General features: G+C 61.8%; 17 protein-coding genes. 4 read left to right on the top strand and 13 right to left on the bottom strand.

Features of this window, described 5'->3' with window-relative positions:
- Window positions 1-31: 31 nt before the first annotated feature.
- The 3 genes from C6382_RS04790 to C6382_RS04780 form a co-directional block, all read right to left on the bottom strand.
- Window positions 32-1,774, bottom strand: coding sequence for an amidohydrolase (locus tag C6382_RS04790; RefSeq protein ID WP_107023385.1), 1,743 nt, complete (start codon window positions 1,772-1,774; stop codon window positions 32-34).
- An 82-nt stretch (window positions 1,775-1,856) separates the two neighbouring features.
- Window positions 1,857-2,873: a helix-turn-helix transcriptional regulator gene (locus tag C6382_RS04785; RefSeq protein ID WP_107023384.1), complete on the bottom strand. Its 1,017-nt coding sequence runs from the start codon at window positions 2,871-2,873 to the stop codon at window positions 1,857-1,859.
- Window positions 2,874-2,913: 40 nt separating this feature from the next.
- Window positions 2,914-4,818: a M14 family metallopeptidase gene (locus C6382_RS04780; protein WP_107023383.1), complete on the bottom strand. Its 1,905-nt coding sequence runs from the start codon at window positions 4,816-4,818 to the stop codon at window positions 2,914-2,916.
- A 72-nt stretch (window positions 4,819-4,890) separates the two neighbouring features.
- Between C6382_RS04780 and C6382_RS04775 the strand changes: the two genes are divergently transcribed.
- Window positions 4,891-5,217: a cupin domain-containing protein gene (locus C6382_RS04775; protein ID WP_107023517.1), complete on the top strand. Its 327-nt coding sequence runs from the start codon at window positions 4,891-4,893 to the stop codon at window positions 5,215-5,217.
- Between the two features lie 5 nt (window positions 5,218-5,222).
- On the opposite strand, the gene C6382_RS04770 is transcribed toward C6382_RS04775, so the two are convergent.
- Window positions 5,223-6,116: an AraC family transcriptional regulator gene (locus C6382_RS04770; protein WP_107023382.1), complete on the bottom strand. Its 894-nt coding sequence runs from the start codon at window positions 6,114-6,116 to the stop codon at window positions 5,223-5,225.
- Between the two features lie 180 nt (window positions 6,117-6,296).
- Here C6382_RS04770 and C6382_RS04765 point away from each other — a divergent pair, with 180 nt between their 5' ends.
- Complete coding sequence (locus C6382_RS04765) at window positions 6,297-7,349, top strand: NAD(P)-dependent alcohol dehydrogenase (protein ID WP_107023381.1); 1,053 nt, start codon at window positions 6,297-6,299, stop codon at window positions 7,347-7,349.
- Between the two features lie 119 nt (window positions 7,350-7,468).
- Here C6382_RS04765 and ureG read toward each other — a convergent pair whose 3' ends face one another.
- Genes ureG through C6382_RS04725 form a run of 8 tightly spaced genes read right to left on the bottom strand, consistent with a single transcriptional unit; the run spans window position 7,469 to window position 13,008 of the window.
- Window positions 7,469-8,095: an urease accessory protein UreG gene (ureG, locus tag C6382_RS04760; protein WP_107023380.1), complete on the bottom strand. Its 627-nt coding sequence runs from the start codon at window positions 8,093-8,095 to the stop codon at window positions 7,469-7,471.
- Between the two features lie 10 nt (window positions 8,096-8,105).
- Window positions 8,106-8,780, bottom strand: coding sequence for an urease accessory protein UreF (locus C6382_RS04755; protein WP_107023379.1), 675 nt, complete (start codon window positions 8,778-8,780; stop codon window positions 8,106-8,108).
- A complete protein-coding gene (locus C6382_RS04750) occupies window positions 8,780-9,325 on the bottom strand; it encodes a HupE/UreJ family protein (RefSeq protein ID WP_107023378.1) in 546 nt (181 codons plus the stop codon). Before C6382_RS04750 ends, C6382_RS04755 begins: the two co-directional genes overlap by 1 nt.
- A gap of 20 nt (window positions 9,326-9,345) precedes the next feature.
- Window positions 9,346-9,825: an urease accessory protein UreE gene (gene ureE / locus C6382_RS04745; protein WP_107023377.1), complete on the bottom strand. Its 480-nt coding sequence runs from the start codon at window positions 9,823-9,825 to the stop codon at window positions 9,346-9,348.
- A gap of 10 nt (window positions 9,826-9,835) precedes the next feature.
- On the bottom strand, window positions 9,836-11,539 hold the full coding sequence (gene ureC / locus C6382_RS04740) for an urease subunit alpha (protein WP_107023376.1): 1,704 nt from the start codon (window positions 11,537-11,539) through the stop codon (window positions 9,836-9,838).
- Window positions 11,536-11,853, bottom strand: a complete 318-nt coding sequence (locus tag C6382_RS04735; RefSeq protein ID WP_107023375.1) for an urease subunit beta — start codon at window positions 11,851-11,853, stop codon at window positions 11,536-11,538. The genes ureC and C6382_RS04735 overlap by 4 nt, the downstream gene beginning before the upstream one ends.
- A gap of 9 nt (window positions 11,854-11,862) precedes the next feature.
- Window positions 11,863-12,165: an urease subunit gamma gene (locus tag C6382_RS04730; protein WP_107023374.1), complete on the bottom strand. Its 303-nt coding sequence runs from the start codon at window positions 12,163-12,165 to the stop codon at window positions 11,863-11,865.
- A 9-nt stretch (window positions 12,166-12,174) separates the two neighbouring features.
- Window positions 12,175-13,008 (bottom strand): urease accessory protein UreD, encoded by an 834-nt coding sequence (locus tag C6382_RS04725; RefSeq protein ID WP_107023516.1) that lies wholly within the window; start codon window positions 13,006-13,008, stop codon window positions 12,175-12,177.
- A 165-nt stretch (window positions 13,009-13,173) separates the two neighbouring features.
- Here C6382_RS04725 and C6382_RS04720 point away from each other — a divergent pair, with 165 nt between their 5' ends.
- Complete coding sequence (locus C6382_RS04720; RefSeq protein WP_107023373.1) at window positions 13,174-14,148, top strand: quinone oxidoreductase; 975 nt, start codon at window positions 13,174-13,176, stop codon at window positions 14,146-14,148.
- Between the two features lie 28 nt (window positions 14,149-14,176).
- Entirely contained in the window at window positions 14,177-15,094 is a 918-nt protein-coding gene (locus C6382_RS04715; protein WP_107023372.1) for a LysR family transcriptional regulator, read from the top strand.
- 71 nt (window positions 15,095-15,165) lie between these two features.
- Here the strand turns inward: C6382_RS04715 and nfuA are convergent, their stop codons facing one another.
- Entirely contained in the window at window positions 15,166-15,750 is a 585-nt protein-coding gene (gene nfuA, locus C6382_RS04710; protein WP_028941949.1) for a Fe-S biogenesis protein NfuA, read from the bottom strand.
- Between the last annotated feature and the right edge of the window lie 9 nt (window positions 15,751-15,759).

Here is a 15,759-nt window from a genome sequence, read left to right as displayed (position 1 = left end):
GCAAGGAGCCAGGTATCGTCAAGGAGAGCGGTCAGGAGGCGGGTGCGTAGACCTGTTTGCCGGCGAAGAAAGTCTTCAGCACTTGAGTGTCGAACAACTCATCGTTGCTGACCTTGAACACATCCCGATCGAGGACGATCAGGTCAGCCTGCTTGCCGGGCGTCAATGAGCCAATCTGCTGATCCAGGCGCAGTGCCTTGGCGGCGTTCAGGGTGTAGGCCTGGAACATGACCTGGCGGTCGACACTTTCCTTGGCGTTGAGCACCCCCAACGGCCCTTTGCGCGTACTCGCCTGGGCAATGGCATTCCACGGGTTGGGGCTGGACACTGGCCAGTCACTGGCGCCGGCAATCATTGCCCCGGCGTGCTGCAGGGAGTTGGCCGGGTACTGGTAGCTGTAAGCCGATGCACTGATGTAGGGTTTGACCAGTTCCACGGTGTAACTCTCCCCCGTGGCCCAAAGCAGCTGCATCGAGGCGATCACTCCCAGTTGTTGGAAACGTGCAAAGTCCTTGGGGTCGACCACTTGCAGGTGGCTGATGCTGTGAGCCTTGGCGCTGTTGTTGAGCTTGCGCGCGTAGTCGACACCATTGAGTGCCTCGCGCACCGCCCGGTCGCCAACGGCATGCATATGAACGATCCAGTCGCGCTGCTCTGCTGCGGCCACCAGCTCGCCAAAGTGCTCGGGCTCGATCAACAGCTGACCATTTTTCTGACTGTTTTTATAGGGTGAAAGCACTGCGGCTGTCTGCCCGGGATACTCCAGCACGCCATCAACAAAGACCTTGATACCCGGAAAACTCAGGTTGGGCACGTCCTCAAATTTCTTCATGACGCTGGCCAATACCTCAAGGTCCGCTGGCCGGCTCTTGGGGTTGGCAATCATCAAGGCGGCCACATGGGCGTTCAGTTCGCCCTGCTCGGCCAGGGTGCGGTACAGCGGCAACACGCCGTAGCTTTGCCCGGTGGCTTTGAAATCAAACAGAGAATCGCCGCTGCCAGCGTTGGCAGCCGCGTCCATCCAGGCGGTCACACCGTACTGATTGTTGATCCGCACCGCTTCACGGGCGGCCTTGAGCATGACCTCTTCACTGGCGGCAGGAATCTGGCTACGCACCTGGTCCCATTGCGATTCGGAAAAATAGCCGTTTGGCGTGAAGTCAGCATCGTGACCTACATAGCCGCGGTCCTGCTCTGACATACCCTTGACCAGTACGGCGTCGATTTTCAGCCTCTTGAGCATGGCGTTGTTGGCCCAGCCGGTGTGGCCATCGATACCGTTGAGCACCAACGGTTGATCCGCCCAACGCCCCTGATTGAACAGCTGGCCCAGTTCGCGGCTTTTCTCCCAATAGGCTGAGCTCACGCCGGCGATACTGATGATATCAGCGGCACGTCCGCGACCGTCCTTGAGCTCGGCAAGTATCCATTGCTCAAGCTCCGGCAACGGCTTGACTTCATCTTCCAGGTTAGCGCCCAATGTAGCGAATGCGGCCGCTACCGGATGACTGTGGGTGTCGATCATCCCCGGCATCAGCACTTTGCCAGCCAGGTCGATGCGTTGGGTGTGGGCGTCGGCCAGCGCATTGATCTGCGCATCTGTGCCCACTTGCAGAATCTTGCCATCCTTGACCGCCACTGCTTGCATCAGGGCTTGGCCGGGCTCGGCGGTGTACACCTTACCGTTGACCAGCACCAGATCAGCGGCGGCCATGACCTGCAAGGAAGAAAAAGCCAGGGTCGCGGCCAACAGATTGGGAATTACTCGTTGCATCGGAACGCTCTCTTGTTTTTATCGGCTCTGGGCACACCCTATAGCGCGCGACAAAAGAACGGACCTCCGCAAATGAGGAGGGTCAGACGATTTTTTCCACCAGCGGTGCTGCCGAACGCAAGGCCAAGCCCAGTTCCACCTTGCTCTTGACCCCCAGTTGCGCATAGCAATTGCGCAGGTAGGTACGCACCGTGGCCGGGCTCAATGACAGCATCCGGGCGATTTCCTTGTAGGAATGGCCAGCAGCGAACAGCATCGCCGCCGTGCGTTCGCGGGGCGCGAGCACCACGCCAGGAGGCGGCGCTTCAAGTGACAGGATCACATGTTCGGCGTTGGGGCTCAGGGTCAGTGCGCAGCGCCCCAGGCGCATCACACAGGGCACCTTGTGTAACTGCGCGGTGACCTCGGCTGGCAACACCGAGCCGCTCCAGCCCGGCACCTCACGCTGTATCGCTGCGCACAGCCGTGCCCCGACGTACAGCAGGCTGCCATCCAGACGGGCAACACCAAAGTCGCTGGCGCCATTGCCGGTATCGAGGCGGATCATGTCCTGTACCTGGAAACGCCACAATTGCAGCAAGTGTGCACAGAAGGCGGCAAACAACGCGTCCTCGCTGGCGTTGAATGCTTGCTCATCCACGCCCCGGTACAAGCAGACAAAGAAACTCAGGTCGCTCTCCGGCAATTCGAAGGTGATGCTCATCAGGTGATAGAGGTCGTAACGGCGGGCAAAGTCGTTGACCGCCTCGACCGGATCAGTGAACTCGCTATCGCGAATCACGCTGCCCGGCCTGGTCAGGGTGTCGTGGGCGAAGCTGTCCAGACCTGCGACGTGGCGCCACTCAGCAGCAAAGGATGGCGGCAGGTCGATGCGCCCGTGCATCCAGCTCTGCAGTGGCGCACTGGAAACGCCCGCAGACATCTCCCCCCACCAGGCTGAGGCAAACGGCACCAGTTGGCGGAAGGCCTGCAAGCCGTCGGCGATGAAATGCGAGCTGCCTTCCTCACGGGCCAGGCTGGCCAACTGCAGTACACACTGATTGAACGCTTCGAGCGTTGCTATCGACACCTGTGCGCCATTTGCTTGAACCGCGACCATCGTTTCCTCTCTTATCATTATGTTTGTCCCGCGCCAGGCTTCAGAACACCGCCCCCACCGGATAAACAAAGGCATTCACGTCATAGAAGGGTGTGTGCTGGTAAAACCATTGCAAGCGCGCACTCGGGCTGGCGGCAAAGACCTTGTCGGCCTTGAGCTTCTTGTCGAATTCGGCCTTGAGTTCAGGACTTTCGGCGAGCATCTTGCGCGCCATTGGCTCCATCACGTACTCCTCCGGCTCTTCCGCGGCTACTAGGGTCGAGTTGAAAAAACCCCAGGCCCAGAACGAATCAGGGCTTTCGGGATACAGCAAGTTGACCGCCAGCACAGCCAACGGTTGATCAAGGTCGATCACCACCGAACCTGCCGGGAAGGTCTGCAACCGTTCGAATGGCTTGGCCACCCCGCTGACCGGCAGGCGTCCTTCGTAGCCAGGGATCTGGTTGGTTTGCGCACGATCAGGCTCGAATCCGCCCGCCACCTTGACCTCGTCCATGCGGTACAGGGTGACCGCTATCGCCTTGGGTGTGTCCAGGGTGGTCATCTGGATGCCGTGGGCCTTGAGCCGGGCGATGACCTCGCGCCACTGGCCGGGCACGATGTACTGCTGTGGGCGCCTGGTCACCAGATCCGGCTCGGTGTTGCCGGTCACCGGCACCGTCAGCTGTCTGGGTTTGTTGCTCCAGACAATGGTCTTGGCGCCAGTGATCGGTGACTGCTCATAACGGTAGTCACCGACACTGAACGGGGTGGTCTGGGCCTTGCCCGGCTTCCAGGTGAGGATCACCTCCTGCTGATTCTCCAGTCGCTCACGGTCCTGGCGGATGGCTTCCTTGAGCGATGCTGATTGCTCGCCAATGACCTGGAACATGCTTTTGAGCATCACATAGTTACCCAGTACCTGGGTCTGGTAGGGGTGCAACGCGTGTTGTTCGATGAGAATCGAGGGGACGTTGCGGATGTCGCCGTATTGGTTGGAAAACCGCGCATAGTCAGTGCGGTACGGGTAATAGCCCTGGCTCGGGTCCTGGTTGTCGTTGGGGCTGATGCACTCATGCACCACATGCCCGTCGGCCTCCAGCGCCTTGTACACCGGGCCACGCATGACGCTATCCATCCACGCGCTACTGGCTGGCGACCAACCGTTGCCATTGTGGCAATAGGAGCTGTCGTAGGGATACATGGCGCCATCGGTGGAATGGGTATCGGCAAACAAGCTCAGGTCGTAGGTGTTGAATACCCAGGCGACGTTGCGAATCTCGGCGCTGTCGAGCTTGGTGAAGTCACGGTTGAGGTTGTAGTTCAGGCCGTTGACCCGCCAGCCGGTCTCCTGCGGACCGTTCTGGTTGATCCGCCCATAGGCACTGCGACGCAGGTCGCCATCGATGTTGACGGTGGGGATGAAGAGGATATTGACCTTCTCCAGCACACTGGCCAGCGGCTTGTCGCCGGTGGTCATGTCCCGCAGCAGCATGAACATGGCGTCTTTGCCGTTGGCCTCGCCGGGGTGAATCTCGGCCTCGACGAAGATCGTCGGCTTGCCCGACTCGTTCAAGCCAGCCGGCGACTTGTCGACTTCCAGCGAGGCAATGGCCATGACCATCGGGTGGCCTTCGGCGCTTTTCTCCGGCAAGTCGTGAAGAACGATACTGCCCCCGGACGCCGCAACCAGCTTGCTCAGGTAATCACGCGTCTGTTGGTAATCGCTGGTCTGGTTGAAGCCGCTGGCTTCGGCCTGGGTGATCAGCGGGTTGTCCGCCTTGGCGATGTAGCGGGTACTGGTCAGGGTCTGCTCGAACATCGGCGGCAGAATGCGCTGCTTGGCCGCCTCTGGGTAGCCGCTATCATCGATGTAGGACGGCGCGCTGGGCAATGCGGCCAAGGCTGGCAGGCAAGTAGCCATCAACATCGCGACGCACAAGGGCTGCAAAAGCGGGTGTTTCATGATGATTCTCTATCATGAGTGGCAGACGTCACCTTAAACCACAATGGGATGCCAGACGAGGGTCATGCAGCGATGTTCAACAACCTGTTCAATCCCCTTCCCGCCGCCGCCACGCATGAACACTTCGACGAACTGCTGGCCCGCCCGGGCTTGCGTATCGAACGAATTGTCTCTCATGGCCAGGCGAGCCCTGCAGGTTTCTGGTACGACCAGCCGCAGGGGGAATGGGTGCTTGTACTGACTGGCTCGGCCGGGCTTCGGCTTGAACATGAAAGCGCTGAGCGGGTGTTGAGGCCGGGTGACTTTGTCGAGATTCCGGCGCATTGCAAGCACCGGGTCGAATGGACCGATAGCGAGCAGGCGACGGTGTGGCTGGCGGTGCATTTTGCTGATGTCTGAGACCGTCATAAATACGCCTGCTCGTCCCCAGGGCTGCGATCAAAGTGACGCTTGTACTCACGGCTGAATTGCGAGGTGCTCTGGTAGCCCACCCGATGCGCCACCTGCGCCACGCCCAGCCCCTCGCCAATCAACATTTGCTGGGCCTTGAGCAAACGCAAACGTTTGAGGTACTGCATCGGTGCAAGCATCGTGCTGCGCTTGAAGTGTTCATGAAAGGTCGAGGCGCTCATGTTTGCGCAGCTGGCCAGTGCTTCGACGCTCAACGGCTCGGCATAATGGTCGCGCAAATAGCTGAGTGCCGCCGCGATACGGGCGAAATGCCCCTGCTGCTCCACCAGTGCGCGCAACACTCCCGCCTGCGGCCCGCGTAACGCCACATAAAGCACCTCTCGCACACGGGCGGCGCCCATCACCTGACAGTCCAGCGGATCCTGCAGGCAGCGCAGCAAGCGCTCGACGCTGTCGCGCATGGCGTCATCCAGCGCGGCTGAAGTCATCGACTCCGGCGTCTGCGCCCTGCTCGCCTGATCCGCCGGCAGGCCCATGCTTTGCACCAGTTCTCCCAGGACCACCCGGTCGATCGCTACCGACACCCCCAGCAGCGGTTCCTCCGGCGTGGCGAAGGTCTCGCACATGAACGGCACCGACAACGCCTGCACCAGGTAATGACCGGCGCCGTATTCCAGGGTCCGCGGGCCCAGACGCGCCAGTTTGCTGCCCTGGGCCAGGATCATCAGGCTCGGTTCGTAAATCTGCGGGCTGCTGGCCACGTAGCGACTGGCCGACAGCACCTGCACCTGGGCCAAACCAGTGTCGACAAACCCCGGGCGCACCGCCAAGGCACGAATCAGGGAACACAAGGTGGCATTGGCATCAACGTGGCGAGTCAGCTGCATAGGGAACCGGGACGGAGGAATAGACACTGGCATGATCGCAGCTTAGCGGCCCGCTGTGTGCACCACCCACCAAACTCCGGAGTTTTAGGCATGACACACGGAGGAATGGTGGTGGCCAGCGTCCCTGCCCCTGCGGACAATACCCGGCAATTACCGTTCATTGATTTACAGAGGTCTGTTATGTACACAGCCATCGGCTACGCCGCCCAGTCCGCCACTGCGCCCCTCGCGCCCATGACCTTCCAGCGCCGCGCCTTGCGCCCCGACGATGTAGCTATCGAGATTCTCTACTGTGGTGTGTGTCACTCGGACATTCACCAAGCGCGCAATGAATGGGGCATTGCCGTCTACCCGCTGATGCCCGGCCATGAGATTGTCGGCAAGGTAACCGCCGTAGGTGCCAAGGTCAGCCGTTATCAGGTTGGCGACAGCGTCGGCGTTGGCTGTATGGTCGACTCCTGCCAGCACTGCGAGGCGTGCCGCGCCGATCTTGAACAGTACTGCCTGGAAGGCCCGACCATGACCTACGCCACCCCGGACCGGGTCGACGGCAGCAACACCATGGGCGGCTATTCCAGCAGCATCGTGGTCAGCGAGCGTTTCGTCCTGCGCATCCCGGCCGCTCTGGACCTGCCAGGCGCAGCGCCGATTCTTTGTGCCGGCATCACCACCTATTCACCGCTCAAGCATTACGGGGTCAAACCCGGCGACCGCGTCGGCATCCTCGGTATGGGCGGCCTGGGCCACATGGGCATCAAGTTCGCCAAAGCCATGGGGGCTGAAGTCACCCTGTTTACCCGTTCGCCGAGCAAAGCCGAAGAAGCCCGGCGTCAGGGAGCCGATCATGTGATCGTCTCAACCGATGCCGCGCAAATGCAGGCGGCTAGCGAGCGTTTTGACTTCCTCCTCGACACCGTCCCGGTGCAGCACGACCTCAACCCGTACCTGCAAACCCTGAAGTTCGACGGCGTGCACATTCTGGTCGGCCTGATCGAGCCGGTAGACCCTGCCCTGCACGCCGCCAACCTGGTGATGAAGCGGCGAGTGCTGGCCGGCTCGCTGATCGGCGGCATTGCTGAAACCCAGGAGGTTCTGGAGTTCTGCGCCGAGCATGATATTCGCTGCGATATCGAGATGCTCGATATCCGCCACATCAACGAGGCCTACAGCCGAATGATTGCAGGGGATGTGAAGTACCGCTTTGTGATTGATATGGCTACGCTCAAAGGCTGAAGGTTCACTTCAGGTGCAGGGGCTGCTCAGGGGCGCCTGTACCGGACTCGGGGACGTTCGGGTTTCGCCGTGCGGCCCTATGAAGACTGGGCCATCCACATGGCCCCGTCCCCCAGTGCTTAACCTTGAACAACCTTGAGCATGCCACGCTCGATAATGAAATCGATAACCCGCTGCAAACCCTGGCCAGTTTTGAGGTTGGTAAAGGTCCAGGGCCGCTCCGCACGCATGTGTTGGGTGTCCTTCTCCATCACCTCCAGCGACGCCCCCACATAAGGCGCCAGGTCAATCTTGTTGATCACCAGAAAATCCGACTTGGTGATCCCCGGTCCGCCCTTGCGCGGGATTTTCTCACCTTCGGCAACGTCAATCACATAGACCGTCAGGTCGGCCAGCTCCGGACTGAAGGTCGCACTGAGGTTATCGCCGCCGCTCTCGACAAAGATCACTTCGAGGTTGCCGAACTTGCGTGCCAGGTCTTCCACTGCCGCCAGGTTCATCGAGGCGTCCTCGCGTATGGCGGTGTGTGGGCAACCACCGGTTTCCACGCCGACGATGCGCTCGGGTGCCAGGGCCCCGGCTTCGGTGAGGATGCGCTGGTCTTCCTTGGTGTAGATGTCGTTGGTGACCACGGCGATTTCATAGTGATCGCGCATGGCCTTGCATAGGGCTTCAAGCAGCGCCGTCTTGCCGGAGCCGACCGGGCCGCCGACACCGACGCGCAAGGGTTGCTGATAACTTTGCATGGGGCTTTCCTCAGGATCGGAATAATCGGGTGTATTGGGTTTCGTGACGGGCCGAGGCAATCGCCAGCAGCGGCAAGCCACCGCCCAACTGATCGTCAGGAAGTTGCAGGGCGCTTTGCAGCACCTCGGGTAGTGCTTCACACAGATCGCGCAACAGACTCTGAGCCGCTTGCTGACCAAAGGGCACCAGCTTGACTCCAGCCATTACAGCGCCTTCGAGCCAGGCGAAACCATGGCCCAGAGCCAGATCACGCAGCGGGATATCCCAATGCACGCCTAGCCAGGCCATACCGCCCAACTGACTCAAGCCCAGGCTGGCGCGCCACTCAGGCGCCTGGCACAACTGCCAGCCGTCCAGCAGCCGCGCCAGGGCCATGCCACGCTGGCGTTCCTCCAGGCGCAGCTCGGCGGTTTCGCGGTTGGCCAGCAAGAACTGGCTCCAGCGTGCGAATCCTTCGGCATCATCGTCGCGGCAGGCCTGGTAGAGACGCGCCAACAACGGCCAGTCGAGGTAACCGAGGGTTTCTTGCAGCTGCTGGCGTTGCCAGCTGCGAAAGCCTTCGGCACCTTGCACCCAGCCGGCTTCCACCGCCCATTCCAGCCCCTGCGAGTAGGTGAAACCACCCACCGGCAGGTTCGGGCTGGCCAGCTGCAACAGGCGCAGCAGCTTCAGATCGCTGCTCATCAACCGGCCAGCACCACTGCTGCACCTGCCAGCAGGCCGCCGCCGAAGGCTTTTTGCAGACCTCGGTGACGGCGCAGCAGACAGCCTGCGGCAAAACCTGCCAGCAGCAACAGGCCGCTGACCGTGACAAAGCCTGCGCTGAACTTCCAGAACGCGCCGGGGCTGGCCTCTACGCCGTGGGCCCAACCATGGAACAGGGCAAACAGCGGCATGGCCAAAGCCAGCATCGTTTGACGGCCAGGCAGCAACAACGCGGCAGCGGCGACCAGCAGCGAGCCAATGATCATCTGCTCCATACCGATCACGCCGCCGAACAGATGCCCCAGCAGCGCGCCAGCGAACATGGCACAGAGGGTCAGCAATGGCAGCGCCAGGGTGCGCCCGGTCAAGGCTGCGAGGGCACCGGTACCGAGCAGCATCAACAGGTGATCAAGGCCGGTCAGCGGATGCAGCAGGCCATCCTGCAGCGGATTGGCATCGTGCCCCGGATGAGCGAAAGCCGGTACGGCAACCAGCAACAAAGCGAGGGCCAGGTTTTTTTTCATGGTGATGCTCCTTATCAGAATCAGTGCTGTGCTACACGCACAAAAGGATGATCGCTGTGCACATGGCTATGCGGCGCGCTCTGGTAGGCACCGGCTTCAGGCTCGAACGGCGCTTGTTCCACCGCTACCTGCAAGCCCAGGCCGCGAACCATCTCGTCCAGTACGTGGTCGTGCTGATAGCGCAAAAAGCCACCTTCGATCTGCAACGGCACGTGGCGATTGCCCAGGTGATAGCTGGCGCGCGCCAACAGCAACGGATCGTCGCAGCGCACGGTGGATACCTGCTCAGCCGCCGCCACTACCCGAACAACTTCAGCGCCCAGTTCATCACTCAACAGCTCACCGCCGCGCAATAACTGGCCGCGTTCGAGCATCAGGCCGGCCTCGCGACCGTCGTCGAGGGTGACGCGTACCCGACTCTTGATCCGGGTGTCCAGGGTGAGGGTCACCGTGGTGCTTACCTGCGAGGCTTCACTCAGCCGACGCATCAAGACAATCATGCTCGCTCCTTCAAAACAGAAAATAACGTTGCGCCATCGGCAGCACCGTGGCTGGCTCACACACCAGCAGCTCGCCGTTGGCACGCACCTCGTAGGTCTGCGAATCCACTTCGATCAGCGGCAGCAGGCCGTTATGGACCATGTCGCCCTTGCGCACCGTACGACAGCCATCAACCACACCGATCAGGCTGCGCAAGCCCAGTTGCTGATGGACGCCGCGCTCATGGGCCGACTGCGACAGAAAAGTCATACGCGTGGCATTTCGCGCCGCGCCCAGGGCACCGAACATCGGCCGGTAATGCACCGGCTGCGGGGTCGGGATGGAGCCGTTGATATCGCCCATCGGCGCCATGGCAATCATCCCGCCCTTGATCACCAGTGCCGGCTTGACCCCAAAGAAGGCCGGGGCCCAGAGCACCAGATCGGCCAGCTTGCCCGCCTCCACTGAACCCACTTCATGGGCGATGCCATGGGTCAGCGCCGGATTGATGGTGTACTTGGCGATGTAGCGTTTGACCCGGAAGTTGTCGCTGTAGCTGCTGTCTGGCGCCAACGGGCCACGGCGGCGCTTCATCTGGTCAGCAACCTGCCAGGTGCGCAGTACCACCTCACCGACCCGGCCCATGGCCTGCGAGTCGGATGAGGTCATGGAGAACGCGCCGATGTCATGCAGGATGTCTTCGGCGGCGATGGTTTCGCGGCGAATGCGCGACTCGGCGAAGGCCACGTCTTCGGCAATGCTCGGGTCCAGATGGTGGCAGACCATGAGCATGTCCAGGTGCTCATCCACGGTGTTGATGGTGTAAGGCAAGGTCGGGTTGGTCGATGATGGCAGCACATTGGCAAAGGCCGCCGCGCGGATGATGTCCGGGGCATGACCGCCGCCCGCCCCTTCAGTGTGGAAGGTATGGATGGTGCGATCACCGATGGCCGCCAGGGTATCTTCGACACAGCCGGATTCGTTGAGGGTGTCGGTGTGGATGGCCACCTGCACATCCAGCTCTTCAGCCACCGTCAGGCAGCAGTCGATGGCTGCCGGGGTCGAGCCCCAGTCCTCATGCAGCTTGAGGCCCACGGCGCCAGCGTGAATCTGCTCGCGCAAAGCTTGTGGTTGCGAGGCGTTGCCCTTGCCGAGCAGGCCGATGTTGATCGGCAGCTCATCGGCCGCCTGGAGCATGCGTGCCAGGTACCAGGGCCCTGAGGTGCAGGTCGTGGCGTTGGTGCCGGTGGCAGGCCCGGTGCCGCCACCGATGAAGGTGGTGATGCCCGAGGTCAGCGCCTCCTCCACCTGCTGTGGGCAGATGAAGTGGATGTGCGAGTCGATGCCGCCAGCGGTGACGATCTTGCCTTCGGCGGCGATCACTTCGGTGCCCGCGCCGATCGGCAGGGTTACCCCGGGTTGCACATCCGGATTGCCGGCCTTGCCGACGCCGAAGATGCGCCCGTTCTTGATGCCGATGTCCGCCTTGACGATACCCCAGTGGTCGATGATCAGCGCGTTGGTCAGCACCAGGTCCATGGCCTCGGCGGCGAGCATCTGACCCTGGCCCATGCCGTCGCGGATCACCTTGCCGCCGCCGAACTTGACCTCTTCGCCGTAGACCGTGAAGTCCTTTTCCACCTCGACCCACAGCTCGGTGTCGGCCAGGCGCACCCGGTCACCGACGGTGGGGCCGAACATGTCGGCGTAGGCCCTGCGGGAAATCCGGCTCATCCTTGCACCTCCAGCTTGCCCATCACCCGTCCCTGGAATCCATAGACCTCGCGCTTGCCGGCATACGGCACCAGCGTCACGGTGCGCGCCTGGCCCGGTTCGAAGCGCACGGCAGTGCCGGCAGCGATGTCCAGGCGCATGCCGCGGCTGGGCTCGCGTTCGAACACCAGGGCGTTGTTGACCTCATAGAAGTGGTAATGCGAGCCGACCTGCACCGGCCGGTCGCCATGGTTGGCCACCGTGACACTGAGGCGCGGGCAGCCGCCATTGAGTTCGATGTCGCCCTCGGCGACCTGTACTTCTCCGGGAATCATCCTGCGCTCCTAGACAATCGGGTCGTGCACGGTCACCAGCTTGGTGCCGTCGGGAAAGGTCGCTTCAACCTGCACATCGGGAATCATTTCGCTCACGCCTTCCATCACCTGCTCGCGGCTGAGCACTTCACGGCCCAGGTTCATCAGCTCGGCGACGGTGCGCCCGTCACGGGCGCCTTCCATGACCGTCGCGCTGATCAACGCCACCGCTTCCGGGTAGTTGAGCTTAAGGCCGCGGGCCAACCGGCGCTCGGCAAGCAGCGCGGCGGTGAACAGCAGCAGTTTGTCTTTCTCTCTCGGGGTCAGCTCCATGGCGTTCTCTCAGGTAGCCCAGATACGCGGCGGGCATGGCGCCAGGCCGACCACGGCGGGTCGCAAGGCATGCCATAGCTGCTGCAGGGTGGATTGCAGGCGTTGGTTGTCGTTATCCAGCAGGCGCACCACCAGCAGTTGGCCGAGCAGGGTCGCTGCAGCGGGTACGCTCAACTCATCGATCAGGACGCGGGTTTGCTCGAGCAGTGCTTCGCTGGCTGGATAGGCGCAGAAAGTCGCCTGTAGCGGATAGCCGCCGAGCTTTTCCAACTGCCCGCCGTCGATGCGCAGACGCTCGTGCAGACCGGGATCTTCGGGCACATCGATCTGCAGGCGGCTGTCCAGCGCGCCATGGCTGAAAGGCTCTTTCATCACCGGTCGCCCCAGGCACAAGGTTTCCCAGGCCAGCAGGCGCGCACCCGGCGACAGGCTGAAGCGGTTTTCCAAGCGAACACGGGCACCGGGAAAACAGATACTGCCCTGGGGCAACCATTCCAGCACGCTGCCTGGGGCCAGGTGAAAATGCTGGCTCAAGGTCGAGGTGTCGCCGCCGCTACGGTAGAACTTGGTCGCTCCGGGCATGGTCAGCAGCGCATGACTGCCTGCTTCCAGGTGCACATCAAGCACCAATTTGTCGCCACCGACCACGCCACCGGGCGGGTGCAGCACATAAACGTGGCACGGCGCACCTTCAGGGTAGAACGGCCGCTGCACCAAAAGAGGACCGAAATGCCGCCGCGCACCAATACAGGTCTTCGCTGCACGGCGAACAAAGCGCAGCATTAGCTCTGCGCTCCAGCCGGTATCGCGGGCAGCGAGGTCGAGTGGTTGAGCAAGCGTCATGCCGTTGATCCCTGTAAACATGCAGTTCAAGGGGTTAAAGCACATAGCGGGCCAACCAGTATTGCTGCACTGTATGCAGCACTGATCTGCCTTTTCAGATAATTGTTGATCATGCCATCAGTAAATATCCTCGCAGCCACCTACAACTGATCCGAGGTACTGAACATGGTCATGCACGTGCGCCTTGAGCAAACAGGCAACTCGCAAGTAATGCAGCTCGCCAACACCGATCCGCAAGCTCCCGGCCCCGGCGAGGTGTGGCTGGAACAAGCGGCGATCGGCGTCAATCCACTGGACGTCAATCAACGCAAGGGCAATGTGCCGATTGCTCTGCCTTCGGGATTGGGGCTGGAGGGCGCCGGAACCGTAGCTGCAATCGGCCCGGGGGTGACTACAGTGCAAGTCGGTGACCGCGTGGGCTATGCCACCGGCCCGCTGGGTGGCTACGCCAGCGCCCGCTTGTTTCCGGCCGAGCGTCTGGTGAAGCTGCCAGACAACCTGTCGTTCGAAGACGCTGCGGCCATAATGTTCAAAGGCATAACTGCCCAGTACCTGCTCAAGAGCACCTACCCGGTTGGGCCAGGCACTCGCGTGTTGATCTACGGCGCAGCTGGCGCCCTCGGCCAGTTGATGGTGCCCTGGGCCAAACACCTGGGCGCTTTTGTGATCGGGGTGGTATCAAAGTCGCAAAGCGTGGCCAGAGCCAGGGATGCAGGCTGTGACGAGGTGCTGGTGTTCGATGCCGATACGCTGGCGGCACAGGTGCTGGAACTGACCCAGGGGCTCAAGGTAGATGTAGCCTACGATTCGGTTGGCCAGGTGTCGCTGCAGGCTTCGCTCGACAGCCTGCGCCCGCGCGGCATGCTGGTGTCCTATGGTGCGACCTCGGGAGCGCCCGAGCCCCTGGCCATGAGCACCCTCAACGCCAAGGGCTCGCTGTTTGTCACGCGTCCATCGCTCGCCGCGCATACCGCCACCACGCTGGAGTACCAGGAACGTGCGCAGGACGTGCTGGCGGCAGCGACGGCAGGTATCATCCAGCCGCGGATCTGGCAGCGCTATGCCCTGGCCGACGTGGCCTCTGCCCACGACGACTTGCAGCAAGGGCGCTCCCAGGGCGCGATCATCCTCACCCCCTGACCGGACCTGAACGAGGCGCAGCATCGACATGGACCCGTTCGACAGTCGCCAGGCCGATGAGCTGGCCACTCTTCTGGCGCTCTTCGCCCATGGATCCTTTGCGGCGGCAGGCCGGCAACTGCAACGCCATCCTTCGCTGCTGTCCAAACGCCTGAGCGCCATGGAGCGGCGCCTGGGTATCCGCTTGGTCGAACGCACGACCCGTCAGTTGCGCTTTACCGATGAAGGTTTGCGCCTGGTAGAGCGCTTGCGGCATGCCGCCAGCCTGATCAGTGACGCCGAACGCGAAGCTGCCCAGGGCGCGGTTGAGGTCAGAGGCCGCTTGCGCCTGGCGCTACCCTCTTCCATGGGCAGGCTCTGGCTCAGCCCGATGCTCGCCAAGTTTGCCCTGGCCTTCCCGCAGGTGACGGTGGAAACCGAGTACTCGGAGCGCTTTGTCGATCTGATCGGCGAAGGATTCGACGCGGCAATCCGCATCGGTGAACTGAGCGACAGTCGTTTGGTGGCGCGCAAGCTTTGCGATCACCAACGCATCCTCTGCGCCGCTCCCGCATACCTCGAACGACATGGGCAGCCGCAGTCACCCGCCGAGCTCGGCACACACAATTGCCTGGGCTTTACCGGATTGCGTTCTTATCCGCAGTGGCATTTGTATCGCGGCAGTGAACTGCAGACCGTAAAGGTACAGGGCTCGATGCAGAGCAACGATAACGAAGCGTTGCTTGGCGTTGCCCGGGCAGGCGTAGGCATCATCGCCGGTGGAGACTGGATGATGAAGAAGGACCTGGATTGCGGCAATCTGCAGAGGGTGTTGCCAGAATGGCAACTGGACAGTGATGCCGGCGTATACCTTGTGCGCCCTGGTGCTCGCTTCAATACGGCGGCAACCACCGCGTTCAAGCAGTGGATCGAGCGGCAGTTCGCTAATGGTGCGCCGTGGCGCTGAAATGCATCGCGGGGCAAGCCCGCTCCCACAGTAGCACCTGTGGGAGCGGGCTTGCCCCGCGATAAAACGCCTTAGTAGTAGGCGTTCTCTTTCTGACTGTGGTCAGTCACGTCACGCACACCCTTGAGCTCAGGAATACGCTCAAGCAAGGTCCGCTCAATGCCTTCCTTCAAGGTCACATCCGCCTGGCCGCAGCCCTGGCAACCGCCACCGAACTGCAACACGGCGATACCGTCTTCAACCACCTCGATCAAGCTGACCTGGCCGCCGTGGCTGGCCAGCCCCGGGTTGATCTCGGTTTGCAGGTAGTAGTTGATGCGTTCATTGATCGGGCTGTCTTCGTTGACCATCGGCACTTTGGCGTTCGGTGCCTTGATGGTCAGCTGGCCGCCCATGCGGTCGGTGGCGTAGTCAACTACCGCATCTTCAAGAAACGGCACACTGACCGCATCGAGGTAGGCAGTAAAACTGGCCAGCCCCACGGCCGTGTCTTCCGGCTTTTCTTCGCCCGGCTTGCAGTAGGCAATGCAGGTTTCGGCGTACGTGGTGCCCGGCTGGGTGATAAAGATGCGAATGCCAATACCCGGGGTGTTCTGCTTGGACAGCAGATCAGCCAGGTAATCATGCGCGGCGTCGGTAATAGTTATGGCGCTCATGGAAGTTCC

The sequence above is a fragment of the Pseudomonas sp. BBP2017 genome, from assembly GCF_003024385.1.
Classification (GTDB): domain Bacteria; phylum Pseudomonadota; class Gammaproteobacteria; order Pseudomonadales; family Pseudomonadaceae; genus Aquipseudomonas.
This window is presented reverse-complemented; position numbering and strand designations above follow the sequence as displayed.